Below are 12,837 nucleotides of genomic sequence, written 5' to 3'. Positions count from 1 at the left end.
GCGCATGACAATCGAGGAGCCCATGACAATCGAGCCGATGATGTCCGAGGTGCCTCCCGCCGGGACCCTCACGCCCGGGCGGCTGCGCGCCTGGGCCTGGCACAAACAGGGCCTGGACGGCTCGCTGGCGGGCCGCACCGCGGAGCAGGTCTTTGCCCGGGCCGGCTGGGCGCGGTCCGTGGGCGGCGCGAATCCCTATCTCACGCTCTTCGCCCGTGCCGGCATCCGCCGCGAACAGGTTGACGCCGACGTCCTCGCCCACCGCATCCTCGAACTCCCCACCGCCCGCGGCTGCACCTACGTCCTGGGCCGTGACGACTTCGCCTGGGCGCTGCAGCTGGGCAAGGATGCCGAGGAGGCGTTCCGGGTGCTCGGCCGGTTGGGCGTGGACCGCAGCGAAATCACGCTGCTCGAGGATCAGGTCCTGCACACCCTCGCCGAAGCTTCCGCGCCGCTGGATCCCAAGCAGCTCAAGGAGGAGCTGGGCGATTCCGTGCGCAGCCTCGGCGAGGAAGGCAAGAAGAAGGGTGCGGTCACCACGCTTCCCACCGCCCTCGGGATCCTGCAGGCGCAGGGCAGGATCCGCCGCGTCCCCGTCAACGGGCGCCTTGACCAGCAGCGCTACGCGTACGAGCTGTGGGGCCTGCCGCCGGGCCCCCTCGACGACGACGGGGCGCGCACCGAGCTGATCCGCCGCTACCTGGGCTGGACCGGCGGCGCCACCCTCAAACAGTCCCAGTGGTTCACCGGATTCACCGTGGCGCAGAGCAAGGCGGCGCTGGCCGCCGTCGGCGCCGTGCAGGTGCCCACCGGGGTGACCACTGAGGTGACCACCGCCGCCGGGGGCGGGGCGCTGTGGATGCTGCCCGACGACGTCGAGCGCCTCGCCGCCTTCGAGGAACCCGCCGGGGAGCAGATCCAGCTGCTCGCCGGGACGGATTCACTGATGCTGCTGCGGCGCAACGCGGCGGACCTGCTGGCCGAGGACGGCCCTGAAGGGGCCGGCCCTGAAAGGGACAAAATCGCCGAGCAGGCCCTCGGCTCGCTGGCGCTGCAGGCCGATCTCCCGGACCACCCCATCCTGGACCGTGGCCGGATCATCGGGCTCTGGCAGTACGATCCGGGCAAGGAACGGATCGTTTCCCGGGTCTTCCGCAACCGGACGCCGGCGGTGGACCGGCGGATCGCCGAGGTCCAGGCCTGGATCAGGGAGGACCTCGGCGACTTCCGCGCCTACAGCCTGGATTCACCGGCCTCCCGGCAGCAGCGGATCGACGGCCTGGCCGCGTCCGCCGGCGCCAACTAGACCGGCGGGTGGACCGACATGGCTCAACCGGTGCGGTGTCCGGCGAAGAAGCCCCGCAGCAGCGCCGCGCACTCCGGCTCCCGGACCCCCGCATACACTTCCACCCAGTGGTTGAGCCGGCGCTCGCGGAGAATGTCGAACACGGAACCGGCGGCCCCGGCCTTCTCATCCCACGCGCCGAACACCACCCGCGGGATCCGGGCCAGCACCACCGCGCCGGCGCACATGGCACAGGGCTCCAGCGTGACCACCAGGGTGCAGTCCGCCAGCCGCCATCCGCTAGGCCGCGGGGCGCCTGCGGATTCCCCGGCCGCCGCCCGCAGCTCCCGCAGCCGCGCCGCGGCCTCGCGGATGGCCACCATCTCCGCGTGCGCCGTCGGGTCCCCGAGCGCTTCGCGTTCGTTCCGTCCGGAGCCGAGCACGCCGCCGTCGGGCCCGATCACGACGGCGCCGATCGGCACATCCGCGGTGGCAAGCGCCCGGCGCGCCTCGGACAGGGCAAGGCCCATCCAGGCGGCATGGCGGGGCTCCGGGGCGGTCATTGCTCAATGATAGTTTCGTGGAAAGGGAAGCCGTGACAAGCCGAGGAGCCGGGAGGCAGCCGTGAGGACAGTGCCGGAGCACTTGACCCACCACTGGGGCCGCTGGGTGGTCCCGTACGCGGCCCTGTGGATCACCCTGCTGGTGGGCGGCGTGGTCGTGGTGGTCCTGGCACTGCTGGGCGCCGAGGTGTACGACAACGTGGTGGACGACGTCGGACTGGCGAGCCTGGACAAACCCACGCTGGCCTTCGCCGAACAGCTGCGGAGCCCTGCACTGGACTCCGCCGTGACGGCGTTCACCAATATCGGCGGCGGGATCGGCATGCCCATCCTGGCCACCATCCTGACCGCGTGGCTGACCTTCCTCACCCGCACGTGGCGGGCAATGATCCTGATCGGCGGCGCCGCGGCTTTCTCGGTGACGGCCACCACCCTGGGCAAGAAGCTCGTCGGGCGCACCCGGCCGGACCACGCCGACGCCGTCCCGCCCTACGAGACCTCGCCGTCCTTCCCCAGCGGCCATACGCTCAACACCACAGTGGTGATCGGCGTGGTGGTGTACCTGGCCTGCCTGCAGGTGAAACGGACCATCGCCCGGGTCGGACTGATCACCGCGGGTGTGATCTTCATCGTGGCCATGGGCCTGAGCCGCGTCTACCTGGGCCACCACTGGATGACCGACGTGATCGTCGGCTGGCTGCTGGGGCTGGCCTGGGTGGGGATCGTGATCCTTGCGCACAGGCTCTTCCACGTGATCCTGCACCGCGAACATGCGGGCCCGGCGCCGACGTTTGACCGTCCCCTCCGGAAAACCGCCGGCGCTGCGCACCGCGGCACTGGCGGCGCACCGGACGGCGGCGCTGCGGACGGCGGCGCTGCGGACGGCGGCGCTGCGGACGGCGCCGCTGCGCGCCGCCCCACGGGAGGGCCGCCGTCGGCCGGATGATAGTTTTGACGCATGCGCATCCTCGTTGTGGACCACCCGCTGGTCGCCCATAAGCTCACCGTTCTGCGGGACAAAAACACCCCGTCCCCGGTCTTCCGCCAGCTCACCGAGGAGCTCGTTACGCTCCTCGCCTACGAGGCCACCCGCGAGGTCCGCACCGAACCGGTCAGCATCGAGACGCCGGTCGCCACCACCATCGGCACCGCCTTCACCAAGCCCACCCCGCTGGTGGTTCCGATCCTCCGCGCCGGGCTCGGCATGCTCGAGGGCATGACCAAGCTGGTCCCCACCGCCGAGGTCGGCTTCCTGGGCATGGCCCGCGATGAAGAGACCCTGGACATCATCACCTACGCCGAACGCCTCCCCGAGAACCTCACGGACCGCCAGATCTTCGTCCTGGACCCCATGCTGGCCACCGGCGGGACACTGCGCGAGGCCATCAAGTTCCTCTTCAAGCGCGGCGCCTCCGACGTCACCTGTATCTGCCTGCTGGCCGCCCCCGAGGGCCTGGCCAAGCTGGAGGAGGAACTCGCCGACGCCAACGTGACCATCGTGCTGGCCTCCATCGACGAGAAGCTCAACGAGAAGTCCTACATCGTGCCGGGCCTCGGCGACGCCGGGGACCGGCTCTACGGCGTGGCCGGGTAGATTCCCGCCAGGGCCGGTTTGCTGCCGGATCATTCCGGGCGCCGAGGCCTGGCCTCCCTGGCTGGTCTGGGCTCCGGGCCCCTTCCGGATCGTCCTGTCCACGGCTAGCCTGTGCACCATGGACTGGAAACTTGAACTCGTCTTCGTCCCGGTATCCGATGTGGACCGCGCCAAGGACTTCTATGTCAACAAGGTGGGCTTCAACGCCGACTACGACGAGCGGCCCATGGACGGCATCCGCTTCGTCCAGCTGACCCCGCCCGGCTCCGGCTGTTCGATTGCCATCGGGGAGGGCCTCAACGATGCTCCTCCCGGCACCGCCCCCAGCCTTCAGCTCGTGGTCAGCGACATCCAGGCCGCGCACAAACAGCTCAAGGACGCCGGCGTGGAGGTCAGCGACGTCGACGTCCAGGACTGGGGACACTTCGTCTATTTCGCTGATCCCGACGGCAACAAATGGGCGGTGCAGTACATCCCCAACCGGCCCAACGGCTAGGCGCGCACCGCCGGACGCCGCCCCTGCCTCAGGGTCCCAGCTCGTACACGGTGGTGCCGCCCACGGTCTGCGCGGTGAAATTCGCCTGCACCCACGCCCCGATCCGGGCCGCCGCGTCCGATCCGGTTCCGCCCTGCATCATCCGCCCCGCGATGAAGTAGTGGATCCTCCCCCCGGCCACGAACTGCCGGAACTGCTCCAGCGTCGGGGCAGGATCGGTGCCGTTGAACCCGCCGACGGCCATCACCGGGAGCTCGGCCGCCAGCTGGTATCCGGCGGCGTTGTTGGATCCGACGACGGCGGCAGCCCAGGTGTAGTTCGCCGCGTTCGTCTTCAGCGCGGTGACCAGGGCGGACGACGGCGTGCTGGCGCCCAGCAGGCCACCCATGCCGCCTCCGCCCGCGCCCGGCCCACGGACTGGGCCCGCCGCGCTGGCGTTGCCGTTGACGTTGGTGTTGGTGTTGGTGTTGCCGCCAGGGTTGCCCTGCCCGGCGAACGCCGGCGGCATTCCGGCCCCGCCCCTGCCCGCGGCGGCCGGTCCCGCACTGACGATCGCGCCGCTGTGGGCCGTTGCCGCGGTGGCCAGCGAGTACGCCAGCGGGCCCGCGAGCGCGGCGGCGACGGCGAGTGCCGCCGTCGTCCGCGTGAGGATGCCGGACGCCGCGAGCCGGGGGACCACGGCGCCGGCCAGCACCAGGACGCCGCCGGCGATCGCCCCGAGAAGCACCACCCAGCGCAGCCACGGCAGGAACGCCGCGGTGCGGCCCAGCAGTTCCGACGCCAGGAGGCCCGCGGCCAGGAGTGCTCCGGCGAGGACCGCGGCGGCCACCGGCCGGGCGCGCCGCTGCCAGAGCAGGATGCCGCCCAGGCCCGCGAGTCCTGCGATCCCGGGGGCCAGGGCCACCATGTAATACGGGTGGATGATGCCTGCCATGAGGCTGAACGTCAGGCCTGTGACCACCACCCAGGAGCCCCAGACGATCACGGAGGCCCGCACGGCGTCGGTGCGCGGGGCCCGCCGTCCGAGCCACAACAGGCCAGCGCCGAGCAGCAGCGCGGACGGCAGCAGCCACGCGACCTGGCCGCCGAACTCGCTGTTGAAGAGCCGGAAAAGCCCGGGCGTGCCCCAGCCGTTGCCGCCGCCGACGCTTCCGGTCTCCGCGCCGTTCAGCCGCCCCAGGCCGTTGTAGCCGAGCGTCAGTTCCAGGATGGAGTTGTTCTGCGAGCCGCCGATATACGGCCGGGAGTCCGCGGGGAAAAGCTCGACGGCGGCCAGCCACCACCCCGCCGAGACGGCCAGCGCCGCGCCGGCGGCCAGGAGGTGCAGGAGGCGCCTGCCGGGACCGGCCGGGCCGGCAACCAGGTAGGCCACCGCGAAGCCCGGGACCACCAGCAGGACCTGCAGCTGCTTCGCCAGGAACCCGAAGCCCAGGAGCACCCCGGCCAGCAGGAGCCAGCGCAGGGCAGCTTTCGCGGCGGTGGCGTCCTGGATGGAACGGAGCACGGCATACGCGGCCGCGGTCATGAGCAGCACCAGCAGGGCGTCCGGGTTGTTGAAGCGGAACATGAGCACGGCCACCGGGGTCAGGGCCATGACCCCGCCGGCCAGGAGCCCGGCCCGGTGGGCCAGCCCGGCGTCCGCGGTGGCCGGTGCGGCGGCCCGGCGCACGGCGAGGTAGACCAGCCAGACCGTCGCGACCCCCATCAGCGCCTGCGGCACGAGGATGCTCCAGGAATTGAGCCCGAACAGCCTGACGGACAGGCCCATCACCCAGAGCGAGGCCGGGGGTTTGTCCACCGTGATGGCGTTGGCGGCGTCGGAGGAGCCGAAAAACCAGGCCGTCCAGTCCTGCGATCCCGCCTGGGCCGCGGCGGAGTAGAAGGCGTTGGCCCAGCCGGAGGCGCCGAGGTTCCACAGGTACAGGGCGCCGGTGGCCAGCAGCAGCACTGCCAGTTCCAGCCGCGGGACGCGCCTCTGCCAATCCGCGGAGGACAGGTGCCGCAGGGTGTCGGTCATGGCGGCCTACGCGCCGAGCCTGTAGACGGTGGAGCCGCCCACGGTCTCGGCCTGGAAGTTCGCCGCGACCCAGTCTGCCACCTCGGAGTTGCCGCCGCGGCCGCCGCCCATGCCGCCGCCGGAGACGAAGTAGCCGATCTCGCCGCGGTCCACCATCCCCTGGAACTGGGCCAGGGTGGGGTAGGGATCCCCGCCGTTCCAGCCGCCGAGCGCGATCACGCTGGTGCCCGAGGCGAGTTCCAGGTTCGCGGCCTGGGTGGCGCCGGAGACGATGGCGGACCATTTCGTCCCGGCGGACCGGAGCAGCGCGGTCAGCTCGGCCGAGGCGCTTTCGCCGCCCATGCCGCCGGGCGTACCGCCGGTACCGCCGGGCACGCCGCCCGGGCCCGCACCGCCGGGCGCGCCGCCGAGGCGGCCGGCTGTCCGGGTCCCGCCCATCGCCGAGGCTGTAGGTCCTGAAGTGGGGATGGAACCGGAGTGCGGCTGCGCCGCCGTCGCCAGCGTCCAGGCGGCGGTCCCCAGGCCGCCGGCCAGCGCCGACAGGGTCACGACGCCGGCCGCGGCTGCCGTGCGGAACCGGGCCGGGAGGCCCGGGAGGCTGTCGGCCCGCAGCAGCAGGGCCACGGCAGCCAGGAGGCCCACGCCCACGGCGACCACCCGGAGCCCGGGCAGCCAGGCGGGGTCGCGGCCCAGGAGCACGGCGGACCAGGCCGAGCCGGCCAGCACGGTGGCGGCCAGGACGATCCGTGCCGGCAGGTAGGCCCGTCCCCGCCACAGTTCCACCGAGCCGATGCCCACCAGGGCTGCGACCGCCGGAGCCAGGGCCACGGCGTAATACGGGTGCACGGTGCCGCTCATGAAGCTGAAGATCAGCGCGGTGACCGCCAGCCAGCCGCCCCACAGCAGGAGGGCCGCGCGGGTCGTCGAGGTCCGCGCCTCGCGCCGGGTGAACCACAGCCCGGCGCCGAACAGGATCAGGGCCGCGGGCAGCAGCCAGGACACCTCGCCGCCGAAACTGGTGCCGAACATGCGCGTGATCCCTGCTGCTCCGCCGAAGCCGGCGTTGCCGCCGCCGCCGGGCATGCCGCCGCCGCCGGAACCGGTGATCCGGCCCAGGCCGTTGTAGCCGAAGGTGAGCTCCAGGAAGCTGTTGTTTTCGGAGCCGGCCATGTAGGGGCGGGCCGACGCCGGGGTCAGCTGGAACACGGCGATGTAGCTCCCGGCGACGACGGCGATCCCGGCGGCCGCGCCCAGCAGGTGCAGCAGGCGCCGGCCCAGCGTGGCGGGGGCGGCCCACAGGTACGCCAGCGCCAGCCCGGGCACGATCAGGAATCCCTGCAGCATCTTGGCCAGGAAGGCCAGCCCGATCACGGCGCCGGCCGCGGCCAGCCATTTCCAGCCGGCCTTCTCGATGGCGCGGGTGGTGAGGTAGGCGGCCAGCACCAGGCACAGGGTCAGCAGGGCGTCCGGGTTGTTGAAGCGGAACATGAGCGCCGCCACCGGCGTCAGCGCCAGGGCGCCGCCGGCCAGCAGGCCTGCCGCCGGGCCGGACACGCGCCTGACCGACAGGTAGAGGAGGCCGACGGCGGCGACCCCCATGAGCGCCTGTGGAATGAGCATGCTCAGCGCCGAGAATCCGAAGATCCGCCCCGCCAGCGCCGGGATCCACAACGCGGCCGGGGGCTTGTCCACGGTGATCGCGTTGCCTGCATCGAGGGAGCCGAACAGCAGGGCGGTCCAGTCCTTGGTGCCGGCCTGGATGGCCGCCGCGTAGAACGAGTTGGCGTAGCCGGTGGCTTCCAGGTTCCACAGGTACAGCAACGCCGTGAGGGCCAGCAGCAGGGCTGCCGAGGGCCGGACCCAGCGCGGCTGCGCGCCGAACAGCAGCCGCTCACGCCGGCTGGGCCGGGCAGGCTGGGCCGGGTGGGCCGGGGCGGGGGACGGGGCCTGCGATTGGGGTGCGACAGGGGAGCCTGCCGGTGCTCCGGCGGCCGGCCCGGCGGGGGTGCTGGTCGTGGCGGTCATTTACTGGGCCGTTTCTGTGCGGGAGCGGGAAGCGCCGGTGCTGCTGGCGGCGGTGCTGCCGGCGGTACTGCGGACGGCCGAGGCCGTGCGGGGGCCGCGGGTGCCGCGGGGGCGGAACACCACGAGCCGGAAGAGCAGGAATTTCACCGCGGTCGCGGCCAGGTTCGCGGCGGTCACGGTGACGATCTCCAGCCAGGGGCCCGGCGGGCTGCCCGGGCTGCCGTGCACGATGGCGAGGGCGCCGGCGGTGAGCGCCAGGCCGATGGTGAATACCAGCAGCCCCTCGAAGTGGTGGCGGCCCGCCTGGTGGCGCCCCTGGATGCCGAACGTGAAGCGCCGGTTGGCGGCGGTATTGGCCACCGCCGTGGTCAGCAGCGCGAGGAAGTTGGCGAGCTGGGGGTCCATCAGGCCGCGGCACAACAGGAAGATCACGAGGTACGCCAGGGTGGACGCGACCCCGATGCTGCCGAAGCGGACCAGTTGCCCGAACAGGCTTCCGCCGGAGCTTTGTTCCTGGGCCCGGGAGGCGGCCGGAAGGGGGCCGCGGGCGAGCGCGGCGCGCAGTTCCGGGACGGGGATGCGGCCCGAGACGAGGTCGCGGCTCAGCCGCGCCATGCCGCGCAGGTCGGCCACCGCCGTCTGGACGATGTCGACGCTGGAATCGGGGTCGTCGGTCCAGTCCACCGGCACCTCGTGGACGCGCAGCCCGCACTTTTCGGCCAGCACCAGCAGCTCGGTGTCGAAGAACCAGGCATTGTCCAGCGTGTGCGGGAGGAGCTGCCGCGCGACGTCGGCACGGATGGCTTTGAACCCGCACTGGGCATCGCTGAAGTGGGCGCCCATGAACGAGTGCAGCAGGAAGTTGTAGCTGCGGGAGATGAATTCGCGCTTGGGACCCCGCACGACGCGGGAACTGCGCGTCAGCCGCGTCCCGACGGCGAGGTCCGAGTGCCCGGAAATCAGCGGGGCAAGCAGAGGCGCCAGCGCCGCCAGATCCGTGGATAGGTCCACGTCCATGTAGGCCAGGACAGGCGAGGGCGAGGCAAGCCAGACCTGCCGCAGCGCGTTTCCGCGGCCCTTTTCGGCCAGATGGACCACCGTCACCTCGCGGAGTTCCCGCGCCACGCGCTCTGCCGTCTTCAGCGTCCCGTCGGTGCTGGCGTTGTCCGCCACGGTGATCCGGAAGGCATGGGGGAAGGAGGCCAGCAGATGGGAATGCAGCCGGCGCAGGCACGCTTCCAGGTCCCGCTCCTCGTTGTAGACCGGGATGGTCACATCCAGCACGGGGACGGCGGTGCGCGTATTGACGGGGGAACGCCGGGGTCCCGGCCCGGCGATAAGCACTGCGGCGGGGCCGGCGGGCGTGGCCGGTCCGGCGTCGAGGGCCGGCCCGCCTGCCGCTCCGGACAACGGCAGGGTTCCTGCGGCCTGGTCTGTGAACGTCATGCCTCAACTTTGCCGCCGGCCCTTATGAGGGCTCTAGCGCCAAACTGTGGACAAGCTGTGCAAGTGCAAGTGCAAGTGCAAGTGCAAGTGGAAGTGCAGGTCCGGCGGAGGCCTCCGTATGCTGGCTTCTGAAGGCAGGAAAGCTGCGGCGGTGCGCCATCCTTAAACGGAAGTTACGTGGGTCTCTCGCCCGGATTCGTTGAGTTTCCGGGCGGGGGGCCCGTTTTATACGGTTTCGCGTAGTCAGAATAGTTGTCGTGTCTTTCCCGAATGTGAGGGAAAAGCACTCTAAAATGTTGTTATGATGAAGCGAGGCGGCGCGGTTCATGTAGTCAGAGTTGTGAAGTCCCATACGGACAAGCATGGCCAGGAGCGCGTATACCGGTCGGCGTACCTGCGCCGGACCTACCGCGAGGGCGGGAAGGTCCGCAACGAAACGGTCGCGAACCTTTCGGCCCTGCCCGGGCATGTGGTCGACTTCATCGACGCCGGGCTCAAGGGCCGGCACCTGGTGCCCGCGGACGCCGTGGCCACCATCACCCGGTCCCTGCCGCACGGCCACGTCGCCGCGGTCTTCGCCCAGGCCAAAGCCCTCGGCATTCCCGCTCTGCTCGGCCCGGCCTGCGGGCAGCGGGACCTGGCCCTGGCCCTGGTGATCGCCCGGGTCTGCAGACCCGGTTCGAAGCTGGCGACCACCCGCTGGTGGGCCGACACAACCCTCGCCGAAGACCTCGGAGTCGCCGGCGCCACGACCGATGAGGTCTACGCCGCGATGGACTGGCTCGCAGGCCGGCAGGAAACCATCGAGAAGGCGCTGGCGAAAAGGCATCTGTCCCCGGAGGCCAACCCGGACCGGCTCGCGTTGTTCGACCTGTCCTCGTCCTGGGTCACCGGGCACAAGTGCCCGCTCGCGGCCCGCGGCTACTCCCGCGACGGGAAGAAGAAGGTCTGGAGCAGATCGAGTACGGTCTGCTCACCGACCCCGAGGGCCGGCCGGTCTCGGTGCGTGTCGTGCCCGGGAACACCGCGGACCCGGCCGCGTTCGAGGCCCTCGCCAAGGACTTCAAAACCCGCTACGGCCTGGCGGACATGGTGATGGTCGGAGACCGCGGCATGATCACCTCCGCCCGGATCGAACAGCTCAAGGAACTCGGCGGACTGGGCTGGGTCACCGCGCTGCGCGCCCCCGCCATCCAGGCCCTGGCCGCCGACGACGGGCCCCTGCAGATGAGCCTGTTCGACGAGCAGGACCTGGCCGAGATCGCCCACCCGGACTACCCGGGCGAACGCCTCATCGCCTGCCGCAACCCGCTCCTGGCCGCCGAACGGGCCCGCAAACGCACCGCACTGCTCGCAGCCACCGACACGGAGCTGGCCAAAATCACCGCCGCCGCCGAAGCCGGGCGGCTCAAAGACGCCGGGAAGATCGGCGTGCGCGCCGGCAAGGTCGTCGGCAGATACAAGATGGAAAAGCACTACACCCTGACCATCGGCGACACCTCGTTCGCGTACGCCCGCAACGAGGAACAAATCGCCGCCGAGGCGGCCCTGGACGGAATCTACATCATCCGCACCACCATCCAGGACACCCACATGGACGCCGGACAAGTCGTCGCGACCTACAAGTCCCTGGCCAACGTCGAACGCGACTTCCGCTCCATCAAGGCCATCGACCTGGACCTGCGCCCGATCCACCACCACACCGAAACCCGGGTCCGCGCCCACGTATTCATCTGCATGCTCGCCGCCTACCTCACCTGGCACCTCCGCCGGGCCTGGGCACCCCTGACGTTCACCGACGAAAACCGCCCCGAACCGGAGAACCCCGTCGCCCCCGCAAAACGATCGGCCGCAGCGCAGACCAAAGCAAGCCGGCGCACCACCCCAGACGGACACCCCGCCCACAGCTTCCGGTCCCTGCTGGACCACCTGGGAACCCTGACCCGCAACGAGATCCGCTACGGCGCCGAGGAGACCGCGCCCCTGATCCCCACCCTGGCCGTGCCCACCCCCATCCAACACAAGGCCTTCGACCTGATCGGCCAAAGCTTCCCGCTGACCCTGAAGTAGACAGAAGGAGGAACCCCGGAAACAGCGGAATCCCCGCCAACGGCGAATTCTGGGGATCGTTGCAACACCTGTGGTGGTTAGGTGGTTACCAGTAGATCACGAAGGCGCTCGGCGGGGGTATCCCAGTCGAGCGTTTTGCGTGGGCGGGCGTTGAGTTCCTGGGCGACGTGTTCGAGGTCTTCGGGCCCGTAGGCGTTCAGGTCGGTTCCCTTGGGGAAGTACTGGCGCAGCAGCCCGTTGGTGTTCTCGTTGGACCCGCGCTGCCAGGGGCTTCCCGGATCGCAGAAGTAGACATCCATGTCCGTGGCGATGCCAAAGGCCTTGTGCAGGGCCATCTCCGCGCCCTGGTCCCAAGTGAGCGAGCCGCGCAGGTGTGCAGGCAGGTCGCTCATGGTCTCGATGAGCCCGTCACGCACGGATTCGGCGTTGTGGTCGGTGGGCAGGTGCACCAGCATCACGTACCGTGTGGTGCGTTCCACGAGAGTCGCGATCGCCGACTGGTTGTAGGCGCCGGTGATCAAATCCCCCTCCCAGTGGCCCGGGACCGCACGGTCTTCGACCTCGGGCGGGCGTTCGGAAATATTGATCATCGGGTCCCGGAAGCGGCTGGTGCGTTCCTCCGGGTTCTTGTGGGCCTTGCGGCGGGTGCGCCCGGTGCGCAGGGCGTCCTTGACCTCGCGCTTGAGCCCGCCACGGGCCTGGAGATAGAGGGCCTGGTAGATCGTTTCGTGGCTCACGCGCATCTGCTCGTCATCGGGGAAATCCTTGATCAGCAAGTGGGAGATCTGTTCGGGCGAGCACCGGGTGAGCAGCTTGCCCTTCACGAAATCCCGCAGCCGCCGGTTGCCGCTCAGCTTACTGGTTTTGGGCCGCGACCGGCGCGCCACGGCGGCCCGCTGGGCGCCGTAGGGCTGGTAGCCGAGCACCGGGTGGCTGTTGCGGGAAACCTCGCGGCTGATCGAGGACGGGGAGCGCCCCAGGGCCGCTGCCACGGCCCTGATGGAGGAGCCCTGGGACTTCATGTCCCGGATCCTCTCGCGGTCCCGCAGCGACAGGTACCGGGGATCGATCACCTTCTCCAGTGCCGTTTGGGGAATCGAAACATTCGTTGTTCCGCCGGTGGCCTCGGGAGGCGCAATCGCAGTAGTCACCTCCCGTTTATAGTCGACGGCAGCGGGCTCAGGGTAAACAAGTTTCCCCTTGGCCTGGACTATGCCGTTATCCCACATGAAGGCCGTTTTACGGTCAACACCGACGGCCGCTGTTGCTTCACGCCGGCCCACCCCGGCTGCGCGCAGGCGGAAGAACTCCTCGCGTTTTCCCACCGTCACGCGGACACTG

Annotated in this window: 9 protein-coding genes and 1 pseudogene; 5 read left to right on the top strand and 5 right to left on the bottom strand. The window is 70.5% G+C overall.

Annotation, left to right across the window (positions count from 1 at the left end; all coding sequences use genetic code 11):
• Positions 1–4: 4 nt before the first annotated feature.
• Complete coding sequence (locus tag ACQCSZ_RS17585; RefSeq protein WP_427004975.1) at positions 5–1,306, top strand: DNA glycosylase AlkZ-like family protein; 1,302 nt, start codon at positions 5–7, stop codon at positions 1,304–1,306.
• A gap of 23 nt (positions 1,307–1,329) precedes the next feature.
• Here ACQCSZ_RS17585 and ACQCSZ_RS17580 read toward each other — a convergent pair whose 3' ends face one another.
• Complete coding sequence (locus ACQCSZ_RS17580; RefSeq protein ID WP_427004974.1) at positions 1,330–1,848, bottom strand: nucleoside deaminase; 519 nt, start codon at positions 1,846–1,848, stop codon at positions 1,330–1,332.
• A 61-nt stretch (positions 1,849–1,909) separates the two neighbouring features.
• On the opposite strand from ACQCSZ_RS17580, the gene ACQCSZ_RS17575 reads away from it, so the two are divergent.
• The 3 genes from ACQCSZ_RS17575 to ACQCSZ_RS17565 all read left to right on the top strand — a co-directional run bounded on the left by ACQCSZ_RS17575 (position 1,910) and on the right by ACQCSZ_RS17565 (position 3,938).
• Positions 1,910–2,794 carry a phosphatase PAP2 family protein gene (locus tag ACQCSZ_RS17575; RefSeq protein WP_427004973.1) on the top strand — a complete coding sequence of 295 codons (885 nt, stop codon included), beginning with the start codon at positions 1,910–1,912 and terminating at the stop codon, positions 2,792–2,794.
• Positions 2,795–2,806: 12 nt separating this feature from the next.
• Complete coding sequence (gene upp / locus ACQCSZ_RS17570; protein WP_211878875.1) at positions 2,807–3,442, top strand: uracil phosphoribosyltransferase; 636 nt, start codon at positions 2,807–2,809, stop codon at positions 3,440–3,442.
• Between the two features lie 118 nt (positions 3,443–3,560).
• Positions 3,561–3,938 (top strand): glyoxalase superfamily protein, encoded by a 378-nt coding sequence (locus tag ACQCSZ_RS17565; protein ID WP_427004972.1) that lies wholly within the window; start codon positions 3,561–3,563, stop codon positions 3,936–3,938.
• A gap of 28 nt (positions 3,939–3,966) precedes the next feature.
• Here the strand turns inward: ACQCSZ_RS17565 and ACQCSZ_RS17560 are convergent, their stop codons facing one another.
• From ACQCSZ_RS17560 to ACQCSZ_RS17550, 3 genes are read right to left on the bottom strand one after another with little or no spacing between them, the layout of a single operon-like run.
• Entirely contained in the window at positions 3,967–5,955 is a 1,989-nt protein-coding gene (locus ACQCSZ_RS17560) for an ArnT family glycosyltransferase (RefSeq protein ID WP_427004971.1), read from the bottom strand.
• Positions 5,956–5,961: 6 nt separating this feature from the next.
• Entirely contained in the window at positions 5,962–7,980 is a 2,019-nt protein-coding gene (locus ACQCSZ_RS17555; protein ID WP_427004970.1) for a glycosyltransferase family 39 protein, read from the bottom strand.
• Positions 7,981–9,426, bottom strand: a complete 1,446-nt coding sequence (locus tag ACQCSZ_RS17550; RefSeq protein ID WP_427004969.1) for a glycosyltransferase — start codon at positions 9,424–9,426, stop codon at positions 7,981–7,983.
• A 340-nt stretch (positions 9,427–9,766) separates the two neighbouring features.
• On the opposite strand from ACQCSZ_RS17550, the pseudogene ACQCSZ_RS17545 reads away from it, so the two are divergent.
• Positions 9,767–11,496: pseudogene (locus ACQCSZ_RS17545) on the top strand (IS1634 family transposase).
• A gap of 77 nt (positions 11,497–11,573) precedes the next feature.
• On the opposite strand, the gene ACQCSZ_RS17540 reads toward ACQCSZ_RS17545, so the two are convergent.
• On the bottom strand, positions 11,574–12,779 hold the full coding sequence (locus ACQCSZ_RS17540; RefSeq protein ID WP_427008246.1) for an IS30 family transposase: 1,206 nt from the start codon (positions 12,777–12,779) through the stop codon (positions 11,574–11,576).
• Positions 12,780–12,837: the final 58 nt, after the last annotated feature.

Source organism: Pseudarthrobacter sp. H2 (genome assembly GCF_050157045.1).
Taxonomy (GTDB): Bacteria; Actinomycetota; Actinomycetes; order Actinomycetales; family Micrococcaceae; genus Arthrobacter.
The sequence above is the reverse complement of the archived record's forward strand: the minus strand, read 5'-3'. Positions and strand labels throughout refer to the sequence as shown.